The sequence below is a fragment of the Cedecea sp. P7760 genome (assembly GCF_013386425.1).
Classification (GTDB): domain Bacteria; phylum Pseudomonadota; class Gammaproteobacteria; order Enterobacterales; family Enterobacteriaceae; genus Cedecea; species Cedecea selenatireducens.
This window is the reverse complement of sequence record NZ_JACARU010000015.1, coordinates 320,128-344,483: the sequence shown is the minus strand read 5'-3', so window position 1 is coordinate 344,483 and position 24,356 is coordinate 320,128. Positions and strand designations below refer to the sequence as shown.

25 protein-coding genes and 1 tRNA gene are annotated in these 24,356 nt (G+C 54.8%); 8 read left to right on the top strand and 18 right to left on the bottom strand.

Going from position 1 to position 24,356, the window contains the following annotated elements; all coding sequences use genetic code 11:
• Positions 1-9: 9 nt before the first annotated feature.
• The 11 genes from HX778_RS07170 to xerD all read right to left on the bottom strand — a co-directional run bounded on the left by HX778_RS07170 (position 10) and on the right by xerD (position 10,162).
• A complete protein-coding gene (locus tag HX778_RS07170; RefSeq protein WP_063448821.1) occupies positions 10-444 on the bottom strand; it encodes a hypothetical protein in 435 nt (144 codons plus the stop codon).
• Complete coding sequence (locus HX778_RS07165; protein ID WP_176981605.1) at positions 444-641, bottom strand: AlpA family transcriptional regulator; 198 nt, start codon at positions 639-641, stop codon at positions 444-446. Before HX778_RS07165 ends, HX778_RS07170 begins: the two co-directional genes overlap by 1 nt.
• 102 nt (positions 642-743) lie before the next feature.
• The gene (locus tag HX778_RS07160; protein ID WP_176981604.1) at positions 744-1,511 is read right to left on the bottom strand and encodes a protein kinase; all 768 of its coding nucleotides are present in this window, start codon (positions 1,509-1,511) and stop codon (positions 744-746) included.
• 146 nt (positions 1,512-1,657) lie between these two features.
• Positions 1,658-2,872 (bottom strand): tyrosine-type recombinase/integrase, encoded by a 1,215-nt coding sequence (locus HX778_RS07155; protein WP_176981603.1) that lies wholly within the window; start codon positions 2,870-2,872, stop codon positions 1,658-1,660.
• A gap of 164 nt (positions 2,873-3,036) precedes the next feature.
• Positions 3,037-3,110 (bottom strand) — tRNA-Gly (locus tag HX778_RS07150).
• 88 nt (positions 3,111-3,198) lie between these two features.
• A complete protein-coding gene (gene actS, locus HX778_RS07145) occupies positions 3,199-3,951 on the bottom strand; it encodes an amidase activator ActS (protein ID WP_081948194.1) in 753 nt (250 codons plus the stop codon).
• Between the two features lie 66 nt (positions 3,952-4,017).
• Positions 4,018-5,535, bottom strand: a complete 1,518-nt coding sequence (gene lysS / locus HX778_RS07140) for a lysine--tRNA ligase (RefSeq protein ID WP_038479176.1) — start codon at positions 5,533-5,535, stop codon at positions 4,018-4,020.
• 9 nt (positions 5,536-5,544) lie between these two features.
• Positions 5,545-6,643 (bottom strand): peptide chain release factor 2 gene (gene prfB, locus HX778_RS07135; protein WP_144244051.1). Its coding sequence is split into 2 segments (ribosomal slippage): positions 5,545-6,567 and positions 6,569-6,643, totalling 1,098 coding nucleotides; the frame shifts between segments, so codons are not numbered across the junction.
• Positions 6,644-6,782: 139 nt separating this feature from the next.
• Positions 6,783-8,516, bottom strand: coding sequence for a single-stranded-DNA-specific exonuclease RecJ (gene recJ / locus HX778_RS07130; protein WP_176981602.1), 1,734 nt, complete (start codon positions 8,514-8,516; stop codon positions 6,783-6,785).
• Between the two features lie 6 nt (positions 8,517-8,522).
• Positions 8,523-9,239, bottom strand: a complete 717-nt coding sequence (dsbC, locus tag HX778_RS07125; RefSeq protein WP_176981601.1) for a bifunctional protein-disulfide isomerase/oxidoreductase DsbC — start codon at positions 9,237-9,239, stop codon at positions 8,523-8,525.
• A gap of 26 nt (positions 9,240-9,265) precedes the next feature.
• The gene (gene xerD, locus HX778_RS07120; protein ID WP_038479160.1) at positions 9,266-10,162 is read right to left on the bottom strand and encodes a site-specific tyrosine recombinase XerD; all 897 of its coding nucleotides are present in this window, start codon (positions 10,160-10,162) and stop codon (positions 9,266-9,268) included.
• A gap of 102 nt (positions 10,163-10,264) precedes the next feature.
• Between xerD and fldB the strand changes: the two genes are divergently transcribed.
• Complete coding sequence (gene fldB, locus HX778_RS07115) at positions 10,265-10,786, top strand: flavodoxin FldB (protein ID WP_038479157.1); 522 nt, start codon at positions 10,265-10,267, stop codon at positions 10,784-10,786.
• On the opposite strand, the gene HX778_RS07110 is transcribed toward fldB, so the two are convergent.
• Entirely contained in the window at positions 10,783-11,205 is a 423-nt protein-coding gene (locus HX778_RS07110; RefSeq protein ID WP_038479154.1) for a protein YgfX, read from the bottom strand. The genes fldB and HX778_RS07110 overlap by 4 nt on opposite strands.
• On the bottom strand, positions 11,186-11,452 hold the full coding sequence (gene sdhE / locus HX778_RS07105; protein ID WP_176981600.1) for an FAD assembly factor SdhE: 267 nt from the start codon (positions 11,450-11,452) through the stop codon (positions 11,186-11,188). The genes HX778_RS07110 and sdhE overlap by 20 nt, the downstream gene beginning before the upstream one ends.
• A gap of 246 nt (positions 11,453-11,698) precedes the next feature.
• Between sdhE and ygfZ the strand changes: the two genes are divergently transcribed.
• Complete coding sequence (ygfZ, locus tag HX778_RS07100; protein ID WP_176981599.1) at positions 11,699-12,685, top strand: tRNA-modifying protein YgfZ; 987 nt, start codon at positions 11,699-11,701, stop codon at positions 12,683-12,685.
• A gap of 54 nt (positions 12,686-12,739) precedes the next feature.
• Here ygfZ and HX778_RS07095 read toward each other — a convergent pair whose 3' ends face one another.
• Positions 12,740-13,393 (bottom strand): hemolysin III family protein, encoded by a 654-nt coding sequence (locus tag HX778_RS07095; protein ID WP_038479145.1) that lies wholly within the window; start codon positions 13,391-13,393, stop codon positions 12,740-12,742.
• 178 nt (positions 13,394-13,571) lie between these two features.
• On the opposite strand from HX778_RS07095, the gene HX778_RS07090 reads away from it, so the two are divergent.
• The 3 genes from HX778_RS07090 to HX778_RS07080 all read left to right on the top strand — a co-directional run bounded on the left by HX778_RS07090 (position 13,572) and on the right by HX778_RS07080 (position 16,534).
• Positions 13,572-14,165: an HD family hydrolase gene (locus HX778_RS07090; RefSeq protein WP_038479142.1), complete on the top strand. Its 594-nt coding sequence runs from the start codon at positions 13,572-13,574 to the stop codon at positions 14,163-14,165.
• A 42-nt stretch (positions 14,166-14,207) separates the two neighbouring features.
• Positions 14,208-14,936, top strand: a complete 729-nt coding sequence (locus HX778_RS07085; protein ID WP_038479136.1) for a MurR/RpiR family transcriptional regulator — start codon at positions 14,208-14,210, stop codon at positions 14,934-14,936.
• Positions 14,937-15,100: 164 nt separating this feature from the next.
• Positions 15,101-16,534 (top strand): 6-phospho-beta-glucosidase, encoded by a 1,434-nt coding sequence (locus HX778_RS07080; RefSeq protein ID WP_176981598.1) that lies wholly within the window; start codon positions 15,101-15,103, stop codon positions 16,532-16,534.
• A gap of 31 nt (positions 16,535-16,565) precedes the next feature.
• On the opposite strand, the gene HX778_RS07075 is transcribed toward HX778_RS07080, so the two are convergent.
• Complete coding sequence (locus HX778_RS07075) at positions 16,566-18,032, bottom strand: ATP-binding protein (RefSeq protein ID WP_038479130.1); 1,467 nt, start codon at positions 18,030-18,032, stop codon at positions 16,566-16,568.
• A gap of 4 nt (positions 18,033-18,036) precedes the next feature.
• Positions 18,037-18,750, bottom strand: coding sequence for a response regulator transcription factor (locus HX778_RS07070; protein ID WP_038483201.1), 714 nt, complete (start codon positions 18,748-18,750; stop codon positions 18,037-18,039).
• A gap of 147 nt (positions 18,751-18,897) precedes the next feature.
• On the opposite strand from HX778_RS07070, the gene HX778_RS07065 reads away from it, so the two are divergent.
• The 3 genes from HX778_RS07065 to HX778_RS07055 are packed head-to-tail and all read left to right on the top strand — an operon-like array spanning position 18,898 to position 20,590.
• Positions 18,898-19,509 (top strand): cytochrome b/b6 domain-containing protein, encoded by a 612-nt coding sequence (locus HX778_RS07065; protein ID WP_176981597.1) that lies wholly within the window; start codon positions 18,898-18,900, stop codon positions 19,507-19,509.
• Between the two features lie 9 nt (positions 19,510-19,518).
• Entirely contained in the window at positions 19,519-20,280 is a 762-nt protein-coding gene (locus HX778_RS07060; RefSeq protein WP_038479124.1) for a molybdopterin-dependent oxidoreductase, read from the top strand.
• 37 nt (positions 20,281-20,317) lie between these two features.
• Positions 20,318-20,590, top strand: coding sequence for a pentapeptide MXKDX repeat protein (locus HX778_RS07055; protein ID WP_176981596.1), 273 nt, complete (start codon positions 20,318-20,320; stop codon positions 20,588-20,590).
• A 43-nt stretch (positions 20,591-20,633) separates the two neighbouring features.
• On the opposite strand, the gene HX778_RS07050 is transcribed toward HX778_RS07055, so the two are convergent.
• Together HX778_RS07050 and gcvP are read right to left on the bottom strand one after the other, a co-directional pair.
• Entirely contained in the window at positions 20,634-21,377 is a 744-nt protein-coding gene (locus HX778_RS07050; RefSeq protein WP_176981595.1) for an SDR family oxidoreductase, read from the bottom strand.
• A gap of 56 nt (positions 21,378-21,433) precedes the next feature.
• Positions 21,434-24,307, bottom strand: a complete 2,874-nt coding sequence (gcvP, locus tag HX778_RS07045; protein WP_038479114.1) for an aminomethyl-transferring glycine dehydrogenase — start codon at positions 24,305-24,307, stop codon at positions 21,434-21,436.
• Positions 24,308-24,356 lie beyond the last annotated feature (49 nt).

Sequence of the window (24,356 nt, the reverse complement as noted above, 5' to 3'; positions counted from 1 at the left end):
TCGGCTCCGTTATGCGGCGTTAAACGCGTCCGGGTAGAGGTTCAGAATGTCGGTAATATCCTGCTGAGATAACCCGTGATGTTCATTAATGGCGGCGTTATGGTTCACAAGCTGGATCACCTTGAGAACATCGCTACGGCAGGAAAAGCGGTAGCGCAGGTGTGCGCCGATACCATCCGGGTTTTTCTCGTCGATACGCTCCAGTTGAATATCAAGCTGGCGCTCCAGTTCAGACGCATAATTACGCCCGGATGAAAGACGGCAGTAGCGCAGAATATCATTTTCTGTCCATCCCTCTACGCCAGTGCGCAGCATATAGACGCGGGCGCGGTGTTTCTTTGGCGTTCGCTTAGGTACTTGTACCGGGCTGGTGGTCGGCGTAATATCAGACGTGCGAATATCTGAGTTAGCCGCCTGCTGTACGGGGCGGTTTTTCTTTTCCATTACGCCACCTCGCCACGTGACTCAGCGATGCGCTGATTAACCCACTCATCGATTTCACTTTCGATAAATGCGATAGCACGGGAACCAATTTTCACCGTTTTTGGAAAACGCTGCTGGCTCATAAGGCGATAAATCCACGCCTTACTGTAACCGGTGCGCCGTTGAACTTCTGGAAGGCGAATAAGTGTGTTAGACATTTTAACTGCTCCTGTAGTTGATTAGCGTCTACAGGAGTCATTAAAGCGATGATGACCATAGCGATCACTGTAATAGGGGTAACAGAACCCCCTATAAGGGCATCATTCCCTGATGCTGCGATTTGCCTCGGCAAATTTCTTCTCAAGATTTGTATCGCTAATCCCGTATTTTCCAACATAATGCCCAAGCAATGTTTGAATAATGGCTGATTGATTGTCAAATATGGAATAGCGTTGTCCGCCAGGTGATTTACTAAGCATGATGGATATCAGCCCGCCGATGACATTCAAATATGAACGCTCGCTACGCCCATCCATACCTCCTACGCCCTTCTCAACCATATTTTTGAGCGAAGCGTTTTCTCCCTCGAGAGACTCAATCCTCCTTTTTTGCTCTCTAAAAACCTCTTCAGCTTTATTAATCCTTACTTGTAAATGATCACGATCCGCAAGTAACGTCTGATATACCTCGACAGTAATTGATGAGTGGGTGTTTCTTTCAATATCATCAAAAATCAATTTTGGCTTTTCATTGGGAAAGGTTTTTATTAGCCACTCTTTAAAATCTTTAAGAAGCACAGTGCGCCGCTCAGGGGCTACGTGGTCATCACTAATTGCATGACATCTGCCATCACGTCCTACAGCTAACTCTTTGGCTTCGATAGAGTCCATTATCGCCGCTGCCCTAAACTCAAGGCAGGATATATAAGGATGCTGAGGAATTGCCCTGCGGGGATACGTACATTCGCCTATTACTTCGCTGAAGTCATGCGGTTCAATTCCACACCATAACATCGCCATCTGTTCAACTGTGTAATATGCAAAATATCTCTGAAATGGTTCACAATTTTCTTTATCGTAGTTGACCATTAAACGCCACCTCGCGCCCCCTGATTTTGGCGGCTATGCCAGCCCGCAGAGGTGTACGGGTTTTCGGGGATCAGCCTAGACATAGCCTATTCTTTGTTCGTCTACAGAAGTCTACCCCGGTATAGAATAACTGTCTATTCGTCCAGTCATGAGGATTTACCAAAACGCCCGTGAACCACGTTTTCACGGTGTTCTAGCGCATCCATATAGTCGGCATACCATTGAAGCATTTCCCGGCGGCCATCGAGATATTGAGCGTGGTTGTATGTGCCTCGAATAGAGTTTTTATCGACGTGGGCGAGCTGCGTTTCAATCCATGCGGTGTTATAGCCCTGTTCGTGGAGAATGGTACTCATGGTGTGGCGGAAACCGTGGCCTGTTACACGCCCGGCATACCCAATACGACGAATCAGGACGTTCATAGCCATTTCGCTCATCGGCTTACTGTGATGAATCCTGCCAGGGAAAATAAACTGATAGTGCCCGGTGATTGGCTTTAGCTGTTCCAGAATGGCAATAGCCTGATCGGATAACGGTACGCAGTGAGGACGGCGCTTTTTCATTCTGGAAGGCGGTACTTCCCATAAGCGCTTTTCAAAATCAATTTCAGCCCACTCCCCTTGCCGTAGTTCACCGGGTCGCAAACCAGTAAGCACCTGCAAGCGCATTGCCAGCTTAACCACAATGCTGCCGCTATAGGTATTCAACGTTCTAAAAAATTCAGGCAAATCTTCGTGTTTCAAAAATGCGTAATGCTCTTTCTTATGCGGGACAAAAGCACTAACGAGATCAGGCGCGGGATTATACTCAGCCCTACCAGTGACGATGGCATAACGCCACACCTCGCCGCAGCGTTGCCGGACTTTACGTAGCTTCTCGGTCGCCCCGCGCTCATCCAGCCGGGAAAGGACGCCCATCAGTTCCATCGGCTTAATTTCAGCGATAGGACGCCCGCCAATAAACGGGAATACGTCAGTCTCAAACGTCTTCATCATTTCTTCGGCATAACCAGCAGACCAGCGATCAGTGCGCTTTTCGTACCACTCGCGGGCGATAGCTTCAAAGGTATTCCCCCTTTCTTCCTCCCTTGCCTGCTTTTCTCTCTTACGTACATCGCTGGGGTTTATGCCTGCCACCACCAGCTTTTTAGCCTCATCGCGTTTCAACCTAGCTTCGGTCAAAGGAATGTCAGGATATGTACCAAGTGACAGCATTTTTGGCTTTCCGTCAAAACGATACCGGAAACGCCACCCCTTTGATCCGTTCGGCTCAATGAGTAGAGACAGGCCGCTACCATCATTAAGTGTATAGGACTTCTCGCGTGGCTTAGAGCGCCTGATTTCAAGGTCTGTAAGTGGCATTGTGTATAGTTCCAGAGTGTAGAGCGCGGGCTATACGCATTACTATACACATAGATGTATAGATTTCGGTAGATAAAAGTAGACGTAGAAATAACGAGAATTAGCGCTAAGTCTTGTAGTTGGTGGGTTTTGTGGACTTGGGTAGACGTTGAGAAATGTTTGTTTGGAGCGGGCGAAGGGAATCGAACCCTCGTATAGAGCTTGGGAAGCTCTCGTTCTACCATTGAACTACGCCCGCTTTGAGGTGCGTGAGGCATTATAGACTTTCAGCTCTCGCTGGCAAGTGCCTTTGTGTCCAGGTGATGGTTTTTCAAGCACTTTTTAGACTAACAAGAGGGTTTAAGGTAGCGCTGCGGGTCGATCGCCGTAGCGCGATAGCGAATCTGGAAGTGCAAACGCACAGAATCTGCCCCCGTGTTGCCCATCGTGGCAATTTTCTGCCCGGCCTTCACTTTCTCACCCGTATTCACCAGCATCGTGTCGTTATGGGCATAAGCGGTGATGTACTCTTCGCTGTGTTTGATCATCACCAGATTGCCATAGCCGCGCAGCTGGTTACCGACGTAAACCACCGTACCTGCGCCGGAAGCATAAATGGGCTGCCCGCGAGAACCGGAGATATCAATGCCTTTATTGCCGCCGTCGCTGCTGGAGAACGGCTCAACGATGTTGCCCTTCGTCGGCCAAAGCCAACAGCGTGCTCCCACCGGCGGCGGTGCTACTTTGGCAATGGACGAGTTTTGTGTGCGAGAAGGCGCAGGGGTGTTTTTTGCCGTGGCGGTATTTTTCGGCCGGCTTGCAGAGCCTGAGCCTTTGATCCGAATACGCTGGCCCACCTGGATGGTGTAAGGCGCAGGTATCCCGTTCAGCCGGGCGAGATCGCCCACGCTGCTGCCGGTCATTCTGGAGATTTTAGAGAGCGTGTCGCCGCGTTTAACGGTGTAAACCGCGCCGCTGAAGGTGCCTTCGTTTCGGGTGCTTTTGGCTGATTTCGAGGAGGAGCAGGCCGTCAGCATCAGGCTCGTCATGATAATGAAAGCGGTGATGTGCCAGCGTTTAAAAATGCTTTCCTTGCGCAAACCAGTCCCCGGTAACGTTGATGAACTTGAGGGAAATCCCTCCCCTTACGGAGAGGGAGAAAGATGTTACTTAGTCGGACGCAGAGCCGGGAACAGGATAACGTCGCGGATGGTGTGGCTGTTGGTGAACAGCATAACCATACGGTCGATACCAATGCCCAGACCCGCCGTTGGCGGCAGACCGTGCTCCAGGGCGGTGACGTAGTCTTCGTCGAAGAACATTGCTTCGTCGTCGCCTGCCGCTTTCGCATCAACCTGATCCTGGAAGCGCTGCGCCTGGTCTTCCGCATCGTTCAGCTCGGAGAAGCCGTTCCCGATTTCACGGCCGCCGATGAAGAACTCAAAGCGGTCGGTGATTTCAGGGTTTTCGTCGTTACGGCGCGCCAGCGGAGAAACTTCAGCCGGGTATTCGGTGATGAAGGTCGGCTGAATCAGGTGGCTTTCCGCAACCTCTTCGAAGATCTCGGTCACGATACGGCCCAGACCCCAGCTCTTCTCGATTTTGATGCCGATGCTTTCCGCGATAGCTTTCGCAGAGTCGAAATTATCCAGATCGGCCAGGTTGGTTTCAGGCCGGTGCTTTTTGATAGCTTCACGCATGGTGAGCTTTTCAAACGGCTTACCGAAGTCGAAGGTTTCTTCACCGTACTGCACTTCGGTGGTGCCCAGAACATCCTGCGCCAGGGTGCGGAACAGGGATTCGGTAAGCTCAATCAGGTCTTTGTAGTCCGCGTAGGCCATATAGAGTTCCATCATGGTGAACTCTGGGTTATGACGCGGAGAAATGCCTTCGTTACGGAAGTTACGGTTGATCTCGAAGACGCGGTCGAAACCACCCACCACCAGGCGCTTCAGGTACAGCTCAGGCGCGATACGCAGGTACATGTCGATGTCCAGTGCGTTGTGGTGCGTGATGAACGGCCGGGCAGACGCGCCGCCAGGAATCACCTGCATCATCGGGGTTTCAACTTCCATAAAGTCGCGACCCACCATGAACTGGCGAATACCGGCCATGATCTGCGAACGCACTTTGAAAGTGTTACGAGAGTCATCGTTAGCGATGAGATCCAGGTAACGCTGACGGTAGCGGGTTTCCTGATCGGCCAGGCCGTGGAATTTGTCCGGCAGCGGACGCAGCGCCTTGGTCAGCAGACGCAGTTCGCTACAGTGAATGGACAGCTCGCCGGTTTTGGTTTTGAACAGCTTGCCGCGCGCGCCCAGGATATCGCCCAGGTCCCATTTCTTGAACTGCTCGTTGTAGATGCCTTCCGCCAGGTCGTCGCGGGACACATACAGCTGAATACGGCCACCAACGTCCTGCAGCGTCACGAAGGAGGCTTTCCCCATGATACGGCGGGTCATCATACGGCCAGCCACGCTTACCTCAACGCCCAGGTCTTCCAGCTCTTCGTTCTCTTTCGCATCGAAGTCAGCGTGCAGTTGGTCTGAGGTGTGGTCACGACGGAAATCGTTCGGGAATGGGATACCCTGCTCACGCAGAGCCACCAGCTTCTCACGGCGCGCTTTCAGTTCATTGTTAAGATCGGCTGCTGCGTCAACGCCCTGTGCTTGTTGTTCAGACATGTTGGTTCCTCATAACCCTGCTTTCAAACTTGCTTCGATAAATTTGTCCAGATCGCCGTCCAGCACCGCCTGCGTATTACGGGTTTCAACCCCGGTACGCAGATCTTTAATGCGGGAGTCGTCGAGGACGTAAGAACGAATCTGGCTGCCCCAGCCGATATCCGATTTGTTGTCTTCCAGCGCCTGCTTCTCAGCATTCTTTTTCTGCATTTCCAGCTCGTACAGCTTCGCCTTCATCTGCTTCATCGCCTGGTCTTTGTTCTTATGCTGAGAACGGTCATTCTGACACTGGGTCACGGTACCGGTTGGAATGTGGGTAATACGTACCGCGGATTCCGTACGGTTAACGTGCTGACCACCCGCACCGGATGCGCGATATACGTCAATGCGCAGGTCCGCCGGGTTGATGTCGATATCAATGTCGTCGTCCACTTCCGGGTAAACAAACGCGGAGCTGAACGAGGTATGGCGGCGGCCACCGGAGTCAAACGGACTCTTACGCACCAGGCGGTGAACGCCGGTTTCGGTACGCAGCCAGCCAAAGGCATAGTCGCCCTGAATGCGGATGGTCACGGACTTGATGCCCGCCACTTCGCCTTCGGACTCTTCAATAATTTCGGTTTTGAAACCGCGAGCTTCTGCCCAGCGCAGGTACATACGCTCCAGCATGCTTGCCCAGTCCTGCGCTTCCGTACCGCCGGAGCCTGCCTGGATGTCGATATAGCAGTCGGCGCTGTCGTACTCGCCAGAGAACATGCGGCGGAATTCAAGCTGCGCCAGCTTGGCGTCCAGCCCGTCCAGCTCGGCAACGGCCTCGTTAAAGGTCTCTTCGTCGTCGGCTTCTACCGCCAGTTCGAGCAGGCCGGAAACGTCTTCCAGGCCCTGGGCCATCTGGTCTAAAGTCTCGACAATCGCTTCCAGCGAGGAACGTTCTTTCCCCAGCGCCTGTGCGCGTTCAGGTTCGTTCCAGACATCGGGCTGTTCCAGCTCGGCGTTTACTTCTTCGAGGCGCTCTTTCTTGGCATCGTAGTCAAAGATACCCCCTAAGAACGTCGCTGCGCTCTGTGAGGTCCTGGATGCGGCTTTTTACCGGGTTAATTTCAAACATGCGTAATTTCTTATGTTGATTTCAGAAGACGAAATGCAGTCGTAAACCGGAAAGTTTACCGGATTTACGCCGCATTTTGTAGCTTTGTCCTTGACATATAGCCAAGTAATTAACGCTGCGGCAGCGTTAAGAACGCGGGCTATATCGGCCAGAGATGATCGATCAAAAGCTGCACGCTTCGGTTGCCGCGAAACTCGTTCACGTCCAGCTTGTAGGCCAGCTCAACTTCGCGCACGCCGTTGTCCGGCCAGCGGGTGGTATCCACGTTGAAGGCGATACCGTCCAGCAGCGGGCCGCCACCGACAGGCTCCACCATCACCTTCAGGTGGCGCTCGCCTACCAGACGTTGCTGGAGGATGCGGAATTTGCCGTCAAACAGCGGCTCCGGAAACATTTGCCCCCACGGCCCGGCATCGCGCAGCATCTCCGCCACTTCCAGCGTCATCTCCTGAGCAGACAGCGGGCCATCTGACCAGATTTCACCCTGTAGCAGCGCCGGATCCAGCCATTCACCGATCAGGTCACCAAAGCGCTGGCGGAACTCCTCAAAGCGAACTTCTTCCAACGACAGGCCGGCGGCCATTGCGTGACCGCCAAATTTCAGCATCATGCCAGGGTAAAGCGTATCCAGACGCTCTAAGGCATCGCGCATATGCAGCCCCTGAACCGAGCGACCAGAGCCTTTCAGCGTGCCGTCTCCCGCAGGTGCAAACGCGATTACCGGGCGGTGGAACCGCTCTTTGATGCGCGAGGCCAGAATGCCGACCACGCCCTGATGCCACTCCGGGTGATACATCGCCAGGCCATAAGGCAGTTCTTCGCTGCTGCGCTCCAGCTGTTCGCACAGCGTCAGCGCTTCAACCTGCATGCCCTGTTCAATCTCTTTACGCGTTTGGTTCAGCGCGTCCAGTTCGTTGGCCAGCATCCGTGCTTCGCCAATGTTCTCACTGAGCAGCAGCGCCACGCCAACCGACATATCATCCAGTCGTCCAGCGGCGTTCAGGCGCGGCCCCAGCGCAAAACCTAAATCGCTGGCGGCGATTTTGTGCGGCTCACGGTTAGCCACTTCAAGCAGTGCGCGAATACCGGGACGGCATTTACCTGCCCGAATACGGCTCAGGCCTTGCCAGGTCAGAATGCGGTTGTTGGTATCCAGCGGAACCACGTCCGCCACGGTGCCCAGCGCCACTAAATCGAGCAGTTCCGCAAGGTTTGGAATGGCCAGCCCACGCTGTTCAAACCAGCCGTTATCACGCAGATGCGTGCGCAGCGCCAGCATCAGATAAAACGCGACGCCGACACCGGCCAAAGATTTAGACGGAAACGCGCAGTCTGCAAGATTAGGGTTAATGATAGCTTCAGCGGCGGGAAGCGTTTCCCCCGGCAGGTGGTGATCGGTCACCAGCACAGGGATCCCCAGCGCATGGGCTCGATCAACGCCCGAATGGGAAGAGATCCCATTGTCGACGGTCACTATCATCTGCGCGCCGCGGGCGTGAGCCTGATCGACTACTTCCGGGCTAAGCCCGTAGCCATCTTCAAAGCGATTGGGCACCAGGTAGCCAACATTTTCAGCGCCCATACTGCGTAGTGCCAGAACGCTCAGTGCGGTGCTGGTCGCGCCATCGGCATCAAAATCGCCCACCACGATGATGCGCAGGCCTTCGCGAAAGGCGTTGTGAAGCATCACGACGGCCTGATCGACTCCGCTGAGCTGCTGCCACGGCAGCATTGCTTTTACGCCCCGTTCCAGATCCTGCTCACCACGCACGCCCCGGCTGGCATACAGCCGCTGGAGCAAAGAAGGCAGCGTAGCCGGAAGCGCCACCGAGCTGTCAACGGCCCGGCGGCGGAGTTGCGTTTGCTGTTTCACCCGAAATTAACCACCCGCTTTCATCAGTTGCTTGTGGGCGTCCAGCATTTGCTTCATCTCTTTTGGCCCCTGATAACCCGGGATCATGCTGCCGTTGCTCAGGACAATCGCCGGCGTCCCCTGCACGCCAAACTGCACGCCCAGGTTGTAGTGGTTAGCCAGGTTGATGTCGCAGCTTGCCGGAGCCACATCGCCGCCCTTCATTGCGGCATCGAACGCTTTGTTACGGTCTTTGGCGCACCAGATGGACTTCATATCGCTTTCAGCCTGGCTCTGCAGTCCCTGACGCGGGAACGCCAGGTAACGCACGGTGATCCCCAGCGCGTTGTAGTCGCTGATCTCTTCGTGCAGCTTGTGGCAGTAGCCGCAAGTGATGTCGGTGAAGACCGTAATCACGTGCTGCTCCTTCGGCGCTTTGTAGACGATCATCTCTTTTTCAAGCGCGTTCAGCTTGCCGATCAGCAGTTGGTTAGTCACGTTCACCGGCTGGGCGCCGCTCACGTCGTAAAGCGGCCCCTGAATCACATGTTTGCCGTCTTCGGTGACGTAGAGCACGCCGCTGTCGGTCAGCACGGTTTTCATTCCGGCAACCGGAGCAGATTGAATGTCTGCGCCCTGCACGCCGAGCTTCGCCAGGGATTGTTTAATGGCGGCGTCATCCGCGTGGGCAAAACCGGAAACAGAAGCGGCCAGCAGCGAAAGCAGCCAAAAACCTTTTTTCATGAGGATTCCTTTTTCTCTTGTGGCACTCACGCTCGAGGGTGGTGCTGTTGATGCAGCTGACGTAAACGCGCAGTCGCTACATGTGTATAAATTTGTGTGGTGGACAAATCGCTATGGCCCAGCAGCATCTGTACGACACGGAGATCCGCACCATGGTTCAGCAAGTGTGTGGCAAAAGCGTGGCGCAGCACGTGCGGAGACAGTTTTTCGCTGTCGATGCCCGCCAAAACAGCATAGTGCTTAATGCGGTGCCAGAAGGTTTGCCGCGTCATCTGCTGTGCGCGATTACTGGGGAACAGCACGTCCAGCGACTGCCCGTTCAACAAGTCCGGGCGGCCATACTTCAGGTACTCTTCAATCCAGTACACGGCTTCTTCGCCAAGCGGCACCAGACGTTCTTTATTGCCTTTACCGATGACTCGCACCACGCCCTGCCGCAGGCTGATATCGCTCATGGTGAGCCCGACCAGCTCCGACACGCGAAGCCCGGTCGCGTACAAAACTTCAAGCATCGCTTTATCGCGTAGCTCAATAGGCTGGTCGGTACAGGGCGACTGTAACAGCCGTTCAACCTGCGCCTCGCTTAAATCTTTCGGCAAACGCTGCGGCAGTTTGGGCGATGAAAGCAACGCGCTAGGGTCGTCTTCGCGCATTTTTTCACGATACAGATACTGAAATAACCGCCGCATGGCGCTAAGCAACCGCGCAGAACTGGTGGCTTTATAACCGCCCTCAATACGCTCCGCAAGCAATCCCTGTAGGTCCGAAGCCTGAACGGTCAAAAAACTGAGCTGATGACGCTCCAGCCACTCTGCCACCATCGTGAGATCGCGGCGATAAGAACTGAGCGTATTTTCAGCCAGGTTTCTCTCCAGCCACAGCGCATCCAGAAATTGTTCTATACGGGCCTTATCCTGTTCCACGCGTCACTCCCGGTTTGGCGAATTGTGTCCATTATGCATGATGGCGAGTGGGATCTGGTACACTTGGCCCTCTGCACGCTATTAAAATGAGTTTTTATTGTTATGAACATTGGTCTTTTTTACGGCTCCAGCACCTGCTACACCGAAATGGCGGCCGAAAAAATTCGCGACATTATTGGCCCAGAATTGGTGACGCTGCATAACCTGAAAGACGATGCCCCGGCCTTGATGGAACAGTATGACGTTCTGATCCTCGGCATCCCGACCTGGGATTTTGGCGAGCTGCAGGAAGACTGGGAAACCGTCTGGCCGCAGTTAGATGAGCTGAATCTGGAAGGCAAACTCGTGGCGCTGTACGGCATGGGCGACCAGTTGGGCTACGGTGAGTGGTTCCTGGATGCGCTAGGTATGCTGCACGACAAGTTAGGCCCGCGTGGGGCGCAGTTCATTGGCTACTGGCCAACCGAAGGCTATGAATTTACCAGCCCAAAACCAGTGATTGCCGACGGGCAGCTGTTTGTCGGCCTCGCGCTGGATGAAACCAATCAGTACGACCTGAGCGACGAACGGATTGAAACCTGGTGCGAGCAAATCCTTGGCGAAATGGCCGAGCGTTTCGCCTAAATCTGCCCGCTTCCGCTCGCCTGTTGTTGCATCAGCAGGCGACGTAAATCACGCCATTCGCCGATGTCCATGCTGTCAGCGGCCAGCCAAAGATGCTGGCAACGCTGTTTACCGGGCCGACGCAGTCTTAGCATCGCACCGCTGTCAATCATCCACGGATTCCCGACGATGTCCCAGTCACGCCCCTGCCAGCGCAGGCGAAAGTCCGTCAGCAGCTTGATTTCGCCCTGACGTGCGTGAATGCGGCGCTGGCTACGCACGCTGTCGAAAACCACCAGGGAAAGCAGCAGCATCCAGACGAGCGTATAGCTCATCGGCCACGGCGTCAGCAGCACAAGCAGTGCCACCAGACCGTGGAGAAGCAATGAAAGCCACTGCGCGCGCCAGGAAACCCGGAGATCAGATTGCCACAGGACCACGTTCTTTATTCCGTGTCTGAATCAGGCTAACCATACGCTGAAGTTCCGTATCCGCAGGTTTACCGTGGTTCATCAACCAGTTAAACAGGTCAGGATCGTCAGACTCCAGCAGGCGGACAAACAGCAGCTTGTCGCTGTCGCTAAGCGTTTCATATTCATGTTCGAAGAACGGCATAATCGAAATATCGAGCTCGCGCATTCCACGGCGGCATGCCCAGTGAATTCGGGCTTTATTATTGATATCCATGTGCTCTTTCCTGCTTAACCATCAAGTTGGGTACCGAGTTAGTGTAACGTGTTTTCGTCAGCGGGATTACCGGAATGTTTTATTGTGCGCACTTTCCCGGCACAAAGCGCTGTAACAGCATCGATTGCACCAGATTCTCCGAGGCTGCTCGTAAACGCACGAATGGCGTTATCAAACTGCTTGCATTGCCCTCAGGCTCTTTTACCATTGAGAAATTAAACCGTTGGATAACCCGGGATCTTTGTTATGGCTTTTAATCCGTTTCCTCCTCGCCAGCCCAGTGCCGCCGCCCGTCTGCCGCTGACGCTGATGACGCTTGATGACTGGGCTCTTATCACCGCCGTGGGCGCAGACGCTGAGAAATATCTTCAGGGTCAGGTCACCGCTGACGTGGCTAAGCTTGATGCAGGCCAGCATCTGCTGTGCGCTCATTGCGATGCCAAAGGCAAGATGTGGAGCAACCTGCGCCTGTTCCATCGCGGTGAAGGCTTTGCCTTTATTGAGCGCCGCAACCTGCGTGACGCACAGCTAACGGAGCTAAAGAAATATTCCGTCTTTTCCAAAGTCACCTTCAATGCGGATGATGCCAGCGTCCTGCTTGGCCTGGCTGGCTTCCAGGCACGTTCTGCGCTTGCTGCCGTCTTCGAAACGCTGCCGGATGAACAAACCCAGGTTGTACAGCAGGGTGCAACAACATTGCTGTGGCTGAACCTGCCTGCGGAACGCTTCCTGATTGTTACCGATGAAGAAACGGCGCAGCGCCTGACGGAGAAACTGCGCGGAGAAGCACAGCTCAACGACAGCCAGCAGTGGCTGACGCTGGATATCGAAGGCGGTTTGCCGGTTATAGATAGCGTGAACAGCGCGCAATTTATTCCTCAGGCGACCAACCTTCAGGCACTGGACGGGATCAGCTTTAAAAAAGGCTGCTACACCGGGCAGGAAATGGTCGCCCGAGCCAAGTTCCGCGGGGCGAACAAACGAGCCCTCTGGCTGCTGGCCGGTACCGCAAGCCGCGTGCCTGAAGCAGGCGAAGATCTCGAGCTGCAGATGGGTGAGAACTGGCGTCGTACCGGCACCATATTAGCCGCCGGGCTGCTAGAAAATGGCCGTCTTGTGGTGCAGGCCGTAATGAATAACGATCTTGAGCCGGACAGCGTTTTACGCGTGCGTGACGATGCCAGCAGCAGGCTGGCGCTTGAGCCACTGCCTTATTCTCTGGAAGAAAAATAATCAAACGCTGAGCCCCCTATATAGGGGGCTTTGTTTTATCGCGGGTTAAGCGTTTTAGCGGATATAGAGATAAATCGCGAGGAAGTGGCAAACGCTGCCGCCCAGCACAAACCCGTGCCAGATAGCATGGTTGTAAGGAATGCGTTTGCAGACGTAGAAAATAACCCCAAGCGAATAAACGATGCCGCCAATCGCCAGTAGCGTCACGCTGCCCGGCGCCAGTTTGACCACCATCTGGTAGATAACCACCAGCGACAGCCAGCCCATCAGCAGATAGGTCACCAGCGACAGCACCTTAAACCGGTGGGCGATAGTGAGCTTGAACAGGATCCCGGCCAGCGCCAGGCTCCAGATAACAATCATCAGCCCTTTTGACAGCGGCGAGTTGAGCCCCACCAGTAAAAAAGGCGTATAGGTACCGGCAATAAGCAGGTAGATGGCGCAATGGTCGAACTTTTTCAGCCATCGTTTAGCCCGCTCGTGCGGGATGGCGTGGTAGAGCGTTGAGGCAAGAAACAGCAGGATCATGCTGCCGCCGTAAAGGCTGTAGCTGGTAATCGCCGTCACGCTGGCGTTGGCGTCAACCGCCTGCACCAGCAGCAATACCAGGCCAACGATGCCGAACACCAGCCCAATACCGTGGCTGATGCTGTTGGCTACTTCCTCAGCCAGAGAATATCCATGCGCGATAAGTGGTTTGCGAGCCATCTGGCTCCTCCCGGAGATATAGAAGAATAAAGCAGCACCACTAGCCTAACTGAGAATGATTCCAGTGAACACATGTAAGCTAAAATAAATGTGTGAGCGCCTGTGACGACCTCGGTTCGTCAGTCTGGATGATTTCTTTTACAATCAAACGACAGCGTAAAAAACAGGAAAAAACACGATGCAACAGGCATTTGGCGAGATGAGTGAGGTCATCCATTTTTTGATGGAGATCGATAAGCTCAAGCTGGTTCAGCGCCGTACCAAAATCATCGGCCATGAACGCCATGAGAATTCCGCGGAGCACAGCTGGCATTTTGCCCTGGCGGCGATGAGCCTTGCGCCCTGGGCCAGGGAAGACGTGAATATTCAGCGAGTGATTCAGATGGCGCTGCTGCATGACATCGTGGAGATCGACGTTGGCGATGTGCTGGTTTACGACATTGCCGCCCGTGAAGCCATAGCCGACAAAGAAGCCGCGGCCGCTAGCCGCCTGTTTGGTTTATTACCCGCGCCACAGGGGCCACAATTCCTTGCGCTGTGGGAAGAATATGAGTCGGGCACCAGCCCTGATGCTCGTTTTGCCGGAGCGCTGGATCGTATTTTGCCTATCCTGCTGAATCTGCATAACGAAGGGCAAAGCTGGCGGGAGAATAATATTTCCCTGCAGCAGGTATTAACCCGTAACGCACAGGTGGGAGAAAGCTGGCCGGAATTATGGCAACATGTCGAGCGCCAATTATATCTGGCACACGAGAAAGGCTGGCTGCGTTAGCCCTGGCCGTTAGCAAAAGTCGACTCAGCAGGAAGAGAGAGTATGTTTACCCACGCGGCAATCGCCAACCTGAACGGTCTGGAAATGATGGTCTACAACTTTGTCATTAAAAACAAAGACAAAGTGATGTACATGACCATCCGTGAGCTGGCAGATGCCGCAGGCGTCTCCACCACCACCGTGCTGCGTTTTTGCCGCAAGCTCAACTGTGAGGGGTATTCCGAGTTTCGCGTTCGCTTTAAATTATATCTGGAGCAAACGGAATCTCAGCCAGCTAATTTCGGCAGCAGCGAAATCATCAGCTTTTTTAAAAGCACCAATAACGAAGAATTTGATACTCTCATCGACCACGCGGTAGATATTATATGTTCATCTGAGCGTATTATTTTTGTCGGTGCGGGAACTTCAGGTGCATTAGCAAAATACGGCGCACGCTTCTTTTCTAACGTCGGTAAATTCAGTAACCATATCGACGATCCTTATTTTCCGGTTACCAACGATATGGCACGTAACGCGCTGGCTATTGTACTTTCGGTTTCCGGCGAGACGGAAGAGATCTTACGCTTTGCCAGCCAGTTCAGCCTTCACCACTGTAAAGTGATGTCTATCACCAGCCATGAGAACTCGTCGCTGGCTAAGTTAGCCGACTTTAATATTTCCTGGCATATTCCACCGGTACGTATTGCCGGGGTTTATGACATCACTACACAAATTCCCGTTATTTATATTCTTGAAACCATTGGCCGCCGTCTGGCAAAAAGAATGCTATAAAAAACACCCTGTTTTTTATTTGTGACAAATCACAATTCACGCTATTTGTTATATCGTGACAATCCCATTTCATTTGTTAGACTCGAAAACAGAAATAATACATTCAGCGCCACAGTGTGATTCAACGCACATTATTTCCTGCGCTAACGATGAGATGAAATAATATGAAACAACTGAAGTTACCGAAGGACTTTTTATGGGGCGGCGCGGTTGCCGCTCACCAGGTAGAAGGCGGCTGGAACAAAGACGGTAAAGGCCCAAGCATTTGTGACGTACTGACGGGAGGCGCCCACGGCGTGCCTCGTGAGATTACTCAGCAGGTTGTACCCGGTAAATATTATCCGAACCATGAAGCAATTGATTTTCATGGCCGCTACAAAGAAGACATCAAGCTTTTCGCCGAAATGGGCTTCAAGTGCTTCCGCACCTCGATTGCCTGGACCCGTATTTTCCCTAATGGCGACGAACTGCAGCCTAATGAAGCCGGCCTGAAGTTCTACGATGACATGTTCGATGAGCTGCTGAAGTACAACATCGAGCCGGTTATCACCCTCTCCCACTTCGAAATGCCGCACCATCTGGTCACCGAATACGGCGGCTGGACCAGCCGTAAAGTGGTCGATTTCTTTGTTCGTTTCGCCGAGGTCGTGTTCGAGCGCTACAAGAGCAAAGTGAAGTACTGGATGACGTTTAACGAAATCAACAACCAGCGTAACTGGCGCGCGCCGCTGTTCGGCTACTGCTGCTCTGGCGTGGTTTACACCGAGCACGACAACCCGGAAGAGGTGATGTACCAGGTGCTGCACCACCAGTTTGTGGCGAGCGCAATGGCGGTGAAAATCGGCCACCGCATCAACCCGGAAATGAAGATTGGCTGCATGCTGGCGATGGTGCCGCTTTATGCCTTCTCCTGTAAGCCAGAAGATCAGATGTACGCCCAGGAGTCGATGCGCGAGCGTTACGTGTTTACCGACGTGCAGCTGCGTGGCTATTACCCTTCTTACGTGCTGAACGAGTGGGAACGCCGCGAATTCAACATCAAAATGGAAGCAGGCGACGAGCAAATCCTGCGCGAGGGTGTTTGCGATTACCTCGGGTTTAGCTACTACATGACTAATGCCGTTCAGGCCGAGGGCGGCAGCGGCGATGCACTTTCCGGCTTCCAGGGTAGCGTGCCGAACCCGCATGTCAAAGCCTCCGACTGGGGCTGGCAGATTGACCCGGTTGGCCTGCGCTATGCGCTGTGCGAACTGTATGAGCGTTATCAGAAGCCGCTGTTCATCGTAGAAAACGGCTTTGGCGCTTACGACAAGGTCGAGGCCGACGGCTCCATCAACGATGACTACCGTATTGATTACCTGCGTGCTCACGTTGAAGAATTGAAAAAAGCCGTGACCTACGATGGAGTGGACCTGATGGGCTATACGCCATGGGGCTGCATCGACTGTGTGTCATTTACCACCGGCCAGTACAGCAAGCGCTACGGCTTTATCTACGTGAACAAACACGACGACGGCACCGGCGATATGTCTCGCTCCCGTAAAAAGAGCTTCAACTGGTACAAAGAAGTGATAGCCAGCAACGGCGAGAATCTTTAAGTAAAAGGCGCCGTTATGGCGCCTTTGTTGTTTAAACGGGCAGGCCAAACCGGAAGCAGGCTCCGCGCTGCGGCAGGTCGACCAGGGAAATATCGCTGCCGTGAAGCTGCAGCATCTGTCGGACGATCATCAGGCCAAGCCCGCCAACCCTGAGCCGGGACTGATGCACAATCGAAGGCCTTACAAAAAGTCCTTCTTTGAGCTCCTGCGGAATACCCGGCCCGCTGTCGCTGACCTGCACCATCACTTTATCCAGCTCCTTCCATAGCCGGACCGAAATCACGCCTTTGTCCGGCGTATGGCGGATCGCGTTGTCCAACAGATTGGTCAACACTCGCTCAATCATGCTGACGTCGGCTTCAATCAGCGGCAATCCAGGCTGAATGTCAGCCAAAAGCTCAAGCTGGCGAGTCTGCGCCGGCAGCTCAAATTTCTGGAAAACATCCTGCAGCAGTTCGCTGATAGAGAAGCTCTCCTTATGCGGCTTCACCACGCCATATTCCAGGCGGGCCAGCTCAAACAGCGACTGCGCCAGCGCGCCCACCTTCTGACTTTGCGCGAGGGCGATATCCAGATAACGTTTTTTATCGGCCTCGCTCAGGGTGGCAGACATCACCGACAGGCTTTCAAGATAGCCATGCAGCGACGTCAGCGGAGTGCGCAGGTCATGAGATATATTGGCGATAAACTCGCGCCGCAGCTGATCCTGCTGCGTCAGGCTGTGCCACTGCTCGGAGATTCTCCCCGCCATAGCAATCACCCCGTGACGGAGTTGGGCAAGCTCATCCCCGTCCTGCTGTGGATTTTGCGGGAGCGCCGCCATCGCCTGCATTTCTGCCATACCACCCGATTCCAGGGCCTTAACGTGCTGCGAAAGTTCGCGTAGCGGGCGCGTGATCCAACGGAACGCCAGGCCGCCAACCACCAGCCCCAGCACGCAGATCAGGCTCAACAACAGCAGGCTGAGCTTCAGGACAGCATCAAACTGGGCGCTGTTGGCGAGCTGATTATAGGTTTCCCCCAGCAATACCACGTACAAATAGCCTTCCAGCTTGCCGTCGCGCAGCATCGGCGCCACGCTAAATACCTTTTGCCCATCAAGGCTGCGTGGGTCATCGCCGTAAAGCGGGAACTTATCGCCTTTCAGCGCGGCCTGAAGCGGCGCGAGATCGACCTGATGACGCTTTATATGCCCATCCGGAGCCGCATCACCAATAATGTTGCCTTGCTTATCCAGCAGGTAAACCTCCACGCTGGGATTCACCGCCATCAGGTGATCGAACAGCGTTCGCACCGAGTCTTTGTTCAGCCCATCCTGCCCAAGCAGCGGGTAGCTTTGGTTGATGTGCTGAGCCAGGTCACCGGAAAGTTGCTGGATAACGGCCTGGCTGTACTGCGTACTGGTACGGACCTGCAGCCAGCCCAAAAAGGCGCAGGCGGTCAGCAGCAGCACGGCAAAAACCAGCGTCAGGCGCCGGGAAAGCGTAAGAATTCGCATAGGGTTACTCACGTATCAGGGCGGTAAATTTGTAGCCTTTACCCCACACGGTGCGGATGAAATTCGGCTCCGCCGGGTTGTCTTCAATCTTAATGCGCAGCCGGTTGATATGGGTGTTAACGGTGTGCTCGTAGCCTTCGTGCTGATAGCCCCAGACCTGGTTGAGCAGATTCAGCCGCGAAAACACTTTGTCTGGATTGCGGGCGAAGAAATAGAGCAGGTCGAACTCACGCGGAGTTAGCTCTACCGGCAGTTGGTTAAGGCGAACGTCTCTGGCCAGAGGGTCAATAGAAAGCGGGCCAAAGGTCAAAGTCCCGGCATCTATCTTAAGGTTCTGGCTCATGGCCTCCTGGCGGCGGAACAGCGCCTTCACGCGGGCCACCAGCTCAAGCATTGAAAACGGTTTTGCCAGATAATCGTCCGCGCCCAGCTCAAGCCCAAGCACGCGGTGCGTTTCGCTGGAGCGGGCGCTGATCATGATAATCGGCGTGTAGCGCGTCATGCTTCTGGCAAAACGGCAAATCTCGAGGCCATCGACGCCGGGCAGCATCAAATCGAGGATTAGTGCATCCCAGCCGCCCTGTCTCAGCTTTTCCAGCCCGACATTGCCGTCGGCGGCATGAACGATTTCAAAGCCTTCTTCCCGCAGATGCAGTTGCAAAAGCTCGGCGATATTCTCGTCGTCTTCCACTATTAAGATTTTTTTTGCCTGATTCACTTTTTGTACGTCCCCACACGCCTGGCATAGCCAAAGTTTACACAACTCGCGTCGGTTAAGTTGTCACATTTAATTTAACTTTGCGTGAGGCAATCGGGAACAAATCCGGCCAATACTCGCTGCATCAAATCACGAGGAAGCCGGACGATGGAAAGCTCAACGCTGCATACCGCCCCACCGCTCATTCACCCTCTATGGCTGAGGCTCTGCCACTGGCTGAATGCGCTGGCGATGCTGATTATGGTCACCAGCGGCTGGCGCATTTATAACGCCTCTCCGCTGTTTAATTTTCAGTTTGCCAATGAACTTACCCTCGGCGGCTGGCTGGGCGGCGCGCTGCAGTGGCACTTCGCCGGGATGTGGCTGTTTGCGGTCAACGGCATGATTTACCTGCTGTGCAATCTCTTCAGCGGCCGCTTCAGGCAGAAATACTGGCCTCTTTCACCTCGTGAATTCTTCCAGGATGCCTTTGCGGCGCTGCGGGGGAAATTAGCCCACGCCGACCTCAGCCATTACAACATGGTGCAAAAGGCGGCCTATCTGTTCGTTATCGCCGACAGCCTGCTGCTGGTTGTTTCCGGCCTTGTCGTGTGGAAATCCGTGCAGTTTGCCCTGCTGCGAGAATTGCTTGGCGGCTACGACACGGCGAGGTTTATCCACTTTTATGCCATGTCCGCGATGGTCGGTTTCGTGGTGGTTCATCTACTGATGGTGGCGCTGGTACCCCGCACGTTGCTCGCCATGCTCCGTGGCCGTTGAGGAAGCAACATGAGCGATAAAAACGAGATCATTAAAGAAGCGACACAGCTGATTAATAAGCAGCTCACCCAGGAAGGCCGCCGTCGTTTTTTAAAGCAGGGCTTAACGCTCGGCGGCATCGCGATGCTAACCGGCTGCGATATCAGCGATAACGCCACGATTGAAAGCTCGCTCGGCAAGATTTCACGTTTTAACGACCGCATTCAGGCCTGGCTGTTTAACGGCAGCCAGCTGGCACCGGTTTACCCGGAAAGCATGATCGACCTTAACTTCCCGTTTAACGCTTTCTACGGCGAGGATGAAGCGCCGGATATCAACGGCGACAGCTATCGCCTTGAGCTTGCCGGACTGATTACCGACAAGCGCCCCTGGACCCTGGCGCAGCTTCACCAGATGGCGCAGGTGAGCCAAGTGACTCGCCACATCTGCGTTGAAGGCTGGAGCGCCATCGGCAAGTGGGGCGGCGTGCCCTTTGCCCTGTTCCTGAAAGGTATTGGCGCGGATCTGCGGGCTAAATACGTCAGCTTTAAATGTGCGGATGATTACTACACCAGCATCGATATGGCCACTGCGCTGCACCCGCAAACGCTGATTGCTTTAACCTGGGATGGCAAAGTCCTGCCGCGCAAATACGGCTACCCGATGAAACTGCGCATCCCAACCAAACTCGGCTACAAGAACCCGAAACATATTCAGGTTATTGAAGTCACTAATCGCTACCCCGGCGGCTACTGGGAAGACCAGGGCTATAACTGGTTCGGCGGTAGTTAATTCTCTGTATCTCACTGTGAACGTAAGGAATCAAAAAATGAAAAAGATCTACGCTGCCCTGCTGTGCTCCACCATGCTGTTCGGGATTGCCGGTGCCAACGCGGCCGACTCGATGAGCAAAGATTCTATGGCCAAAGACGGCATGGGCAAAATGACCCACACCTGTAAAGATGGCATGAACAAGGACGGCATGAAGAAAGACTGCATGTCCAAAGATGGGATGAAGAAAGACGGCATGAGCAAAGACCATATGGGCAAAGGCAGCATGGCCAAAGACGGTATGGCTAAAGACAGCATGAGCAAGCAATAAGCCTTACGCTACGCCAGTCTCACCCTCTTCTGGCGTAGCGATCTTATTTCCCACCTGCCGCATCAATAAACGTACCGGTCACGTAAGAAGCCTTCTCGCTCAGCAGCCAAACAATGGTTTCTGCTATTTCTTCCGGCTGGCCGCCGCGCTGCATCGGCAATGCCGTTTTCACCCGATCGACTCGCCCCGCTTCTCCGCCGGAGGCATGCATTTCGGTATAAATAAAGCCAGGCCGCACGCCGTTCACGCGGATGCCCTGCGCGGCAACTTCAACCGCCAGCCCGGTGGTCAACGTATCAACCGCCCCTTTAGACGCTGCATAATCAACATATTCCCCAGCAGCCCCTAAACGGGCCGCGGCAGAAGAAACGTTAACAATCGCCCCGCCTTCCCCGCCGTGTCGATATGCCATGCGTTTCACCGCTTCCCGGCAGCAGAGAAAATATCCGGTAACGTTAGTCGCCAGCACGCGGTTAATACGCTCCGCCGTCAGATTTTCAATCGTCGATTGTTGAAACAGGATCCCGGCATTGTTCACCAGCGCGGTCACCGGCCCAAACGCGTTATCGATTTCAGCAAACATCGCCATCACCTGAAGCTCATCGGCGATATCCGCCCGCAGCGCCAGCGCTTCGCCGCCGCTGGCGACAATCGTACTCACCACTTCGTCCGCAGCCTGCTTATTGCGAAGGTAGTTAACCACAACTTTATAGCCATGCCGGGCCAGTAAAAGCGAGGTGGCTTTGCCGATTCCCCGGCTGCCGCCGGTGACCAGAGCTATCTTCATGTGTCTTCTCCAGAAACAAGAAAGGGCACCGAAGTGCCCTCATCAAGTTGTTAAAACTATTCGTACTCGCTCATCGGCACGCAGGAGCAGAACAGGTTACGGTCGCCGTAAACGTCATCGAGGCGCTTCACGGTTGGCCAGTATTTGTTGCCGTGGCCTGCCGGGAACACAGCCAGCTCGCGGGTGTACGGATGCGCCCACTCGGCAACGATTTCGTCCTGAGTGTGCGGCGCGTTCACCAGCGGGTTGTCTTCCAGCGTCCATTCGCCGGCTACCACGCGGTCAATTTCGCTGCGGATAGAGAGCATGGCTTCGATGAAGCGGTCCAGCTCCACTTTACCTTCGGATTCGGTCGGCTCAACCATCAGCGTGCCCGCCACCGGGAACGACATGGTTGGCGCATGGAAGCCGAAGTCGATCAGGCGCTTGGCGATGTCCAGCTCGCTGATACCGGTTTCTTCTTTCAGCGGACGAATATCCAGAATACATTCGTGAGCCACGCGGCCGTTCGCGCCGGTGTACAGCACCGGGTAAGCGGACTTGAGGCGAGTCGCGATGTAGTTGGCGTTCAGAATCGCCACGGAGCTGGCTTTCTTCAGGCCATCCGCGCCCATCATGCGGATGTACATCCAGCTGATTGGCAGGATAGAGGCGCTGCCGAACGGAGCCGCGGAAACCGCGCCCTGCTGGGTCAGCATCTCTTCAATCTGCACCACGCTGTGGCCCGGTACAAACGGAGCCAGATGTGCTTTCACGCCGATTGGGCCCATGCCCGGGCCGCCACCGCCGTGTGGAATACAGAAGGTTTTGTGCAGGTTGAGGTGCGAAACATCTGCGCCAATGTAGCCCGGCGTGGTGATCCCGACCTGGGCATTCATGTTCGCCCCGTCCAGGTACACCTGGCCGCCGAACTGGTGAACAATCTGGCAAACTTCGCGGATGGTTTCTTCATACACGCCGTGGGTCGACGGGTAGGTCACCATGATGCAGGAGAGCGCTTCGCCAGCCTGTTCGGCTTTAGCACGCAGATCCTGCAGATCGATGTTGCCTTGTTTATCACAGGCCACAACGATCACTTCCATGCCCGCCATCTGCGCGGAGGCCGGGTTGGTACCGTGCGCGGAGCTTGGGATCAGGCAGATATTACGACTGCCTTCGTTGCGGCTTTCGTGGTAGCGGCGGATAGCCAGCAGGCCTGCATATTCGCCCTGCGCGCCGGAGTTCGGCTGCATGCAAAGCGCGTCATAACCGGTCAGCTTCACCAGCCAGTCGGACAGCTGGGCAATCATCTGATGATAACCTTCAGCCTGGTTTGCCGGGCAGAACGGATGCAGTTCAGCAAATTCCGGCCAGGTGATCGGGATCATTTCGGCGGCGGCGTTCAGCTTCATGGTGCAGGAACCGAGCGGGATCATCGCCTGGTTGAGCGCCAGGTCTTTGCGTTCCAGAGAGTGCATGTAGCGCATCATCTCGGTTTCGCTGTGATAACGGTTAAAGACCGGGTGAGTCAGAATTTCGTCGTCGCGCAGCATCGGCGCTGGAATGGATTTGCTGTCGTTGGCAACGTCGCGATCCAGCTTGTCGATGTCCAGGCCGTGAGCATCGCCCAGCAGCACGTCGAACAGGGCCACAACGTCTTCACGGGTGGTGGCTTCATCAAGGGTGATGCCCACCGCGTTCAGGATGTCGCTGCGCAGGTTGATTTCACGCGCTTCGGCACGCGCCAGCACGGCGGCTTTATCGGCAACTTCAACACAAAGGGTGTCGAACCAGTGCTTGTGGCGCAGGACCAGGCCTTTCTGCTGCAGGCCAGCGGCCAGAATGTCGGTCAGGCGGTGAATGCGGCCTGCAATGCGCTTCAGCCCGGCCGGGCCGTGGAAGACCGCATACAGGCTGGCAATGTTCGCCAGCAGAACCTGAGAAGTACAGATGTTGGAGTTCGCTTTCTCGCGGCGGATATGCTGCTCACGGGTTTGCATCGCCATGCGCAGTGCGGTGCGGCCAGCGGCATCGCGGGAGACGCCGATAATACGGCCAGGCATGGAACGCTTAAATTCGTCACGTGCGCCGAAGAACGCCGCGTGCGGGCCGCCGTAACCCATCGGTACGCCAAAGCGCTGTGCGGAACCGAACACGATGTCCGCGCTTTGTTTGCCCGGTGCGGTCAGCATGACCAGCGACATAAAGTCTGCGGCAACGCTCACGACCACTTTGCGCTGTTTCAGCTCGGCAATCAGCGCGGTGTAATCATGCACTTCACCGGTAGTGCCAACCTGCTGCAGGAGCACGCCAAACACATCCTGGTGATCCAGCACTTTCGCTGCGTCATCAACAATGACGTCAAAACCGAAGGTTTCCGCACGGGTGCGCACAACGTCCAGCGTTTGCGGGTGAACGTCAGATGCCACGAAGAAGCGGTTAGCGTTTTTCAGCTTGCTGACGCGTTTGGCCATCGCCATAGCTTCTGCCGCCGCGGTGGCTTCATCAAGCAGCGAAGCAGAAGCGATGTCCATGCCGGTCAGGTCAAGCGTGACCTGCTGGAAGTTCAGCAACGCTTCAAGACGGCCCTGGGAAACTTCCGGCTGATAAGGCGTGTAGGCGGTGTACCAGCCCGGGTTTTCCAGCATGTTACGCAGAATCACCGGCGGCGTTTGTACCGCGGTGTAACCCATGCCAATGTAAGTTTTGAAGCGTTTATTGCGGCTGGCGATGGCTTTTAATTCAGCCAGCGCGGCAAATTCGGTCGCAGCGGCGCCAATCTGAGGCGGCTCGGCAAGCTGAATGTCCTGCGGAACGATGCTGGTGATCAGGTCGTTGAGCGTCTTCGCCCCGACGGTGTCCAGCATTTCTTGCTGCTGCTGCGCGTTCGGGCCAATGTGACGGTCGATAAACGCTTCGTGATTCTCTAACTGACGTAAAGACTGGGTCATGAGCGGTGATTCCTGAAATGTTTTCCCCTCTCGCCGGGGAGAGGGGTTT

Bases quoted from the DNA above. Each gene is read 5' to 3' on its own strand.
- HX778_RS07170 (WP_063448821.1), bottom strand. From the start codon at position 444: ATGGAAAAGAAAAACCGCCCCGTACAGCAGGCGGCTAACTCAGATATT.
- HX778_RS07165 (WP_176981605.1), bottom strand. From the start codon at position 641: ATGTCTAACACACTTATTCGCCTTCCAGAAGTTCAACGGCGCACCGGT.
- HX778_RS07160 (WP_176981604.1), bottom strand. From the start codon at position 1,511: ATGGTCAACTACGATAAAGAAAATTGTGAACCATTTCAGAGATATTTT.
- HX778_RS07155 (WP_176981603.1), bottom strand. From the start codon at position 2,872: ATGCCACTTACAGACCTTGAAATCAGGCGCTCTAAGCCACGCGAGAAG.
- lysS (WP_038479176.1), bottom strand. From the start codon at position 5,535: ATGTCTGAACAACAAGCACAGGGCGTTGACGCAGCAGCCGATCTTAAC.
- dsbC (WP_176981601.1), bottom strand. From the start codon at position 9,239: ATGAAAAAAGGTTTTTGGCTGCTTTCGCTGCTGGCCGCTTCTGTTTCC.
- fldB (WP_038479157.1), top strand. From the start codon at position 10,265: ATGAACATTGGTCTTTTTTACGGCTCCAGCACCTGCTACACCGAAATG.
- sdhE (WP_176981600.1), bottom strand. From the start codon at position 11,452: ATGGATATCAATAATAAAGCCCGAATTCACTGGGCATGCCGCCGTGGA.
- ygfZ (WP_176981599.1), top strand. From the start codon at position 11,699: ATGGCTTTTAATCCGTTTCCTCCTCGCCAGCCCAGTGCCGCCGCCCGT.
- HX778_RS07095 (WP_038479145.1), bottom strand. From the start codon at position 13,393: ATGGCTCGCAAACCACTTATCGCGCATGGATATTCTCTGGCTGAGGAA.
- HX778_RS07090 (WP_038479142.1), top strand. From the start codon at position 13,572: ATGCAACAGGCATTTGGCGAGATGAGTGAGGTCATCCATTTTTTGATG.
- HX778_RS07085 (WP_038479136.1), top strand. From the start codon at position 14,208: ATGTTTACCCACGCGGCAATCGCCAACCTGAACGGTCTGGAAATGATG.
- HX778_RS07080 (WP_176981598.1), top strand. From the start codon at position 15,101: ATGAAACAACTGAAGTTACCGAAGGACTTTTTATGGGGCGGCGCGGTT.
- HX778_RS07075 (WP_038479130.1), bottom strand. From the start codon at position 18,032: ATGCGAATTCTTACGCTTTCCCGGCGCCTGACGCTGGTTTTTGCCGTG.
- HX778_RS07065 (WP_176981597.1), top strand. From the start codon at position 18,898: ATGGAAAGCTCAACGCTGCATACCGCCCCACCGCTCATTCACCCTCTA.
- HX778_RS07060 (WP_038479124.1), top strand. From the start codon at position 19,519: ATGAGCGATAAAAACGAGATCATTAAAGAAGCGACACAGCTGATTAAT.
- HX778_RS07055 (WP_176981596.1), top strand. From the start codon at position 20,318: ATGAAAAAGATCTACGCTGCCCTGCTGTGCTCCACCATGCTGTTCGGG.
- HX778_RS07050 (WP_176981595.1), bottom strand. From the start codon at position 21,377: ATGAAGATAGCTCTGGTCACCGGCGGCAGCCGGGGAATCGGCAAAGCC.
- gcvP (WP_038479114.1), bottom strand. From the start codon at position 24,307: ATGACCCAGTCTTTACGTCAGTTAGAGAATCACGAAGCGTTTATCGAC.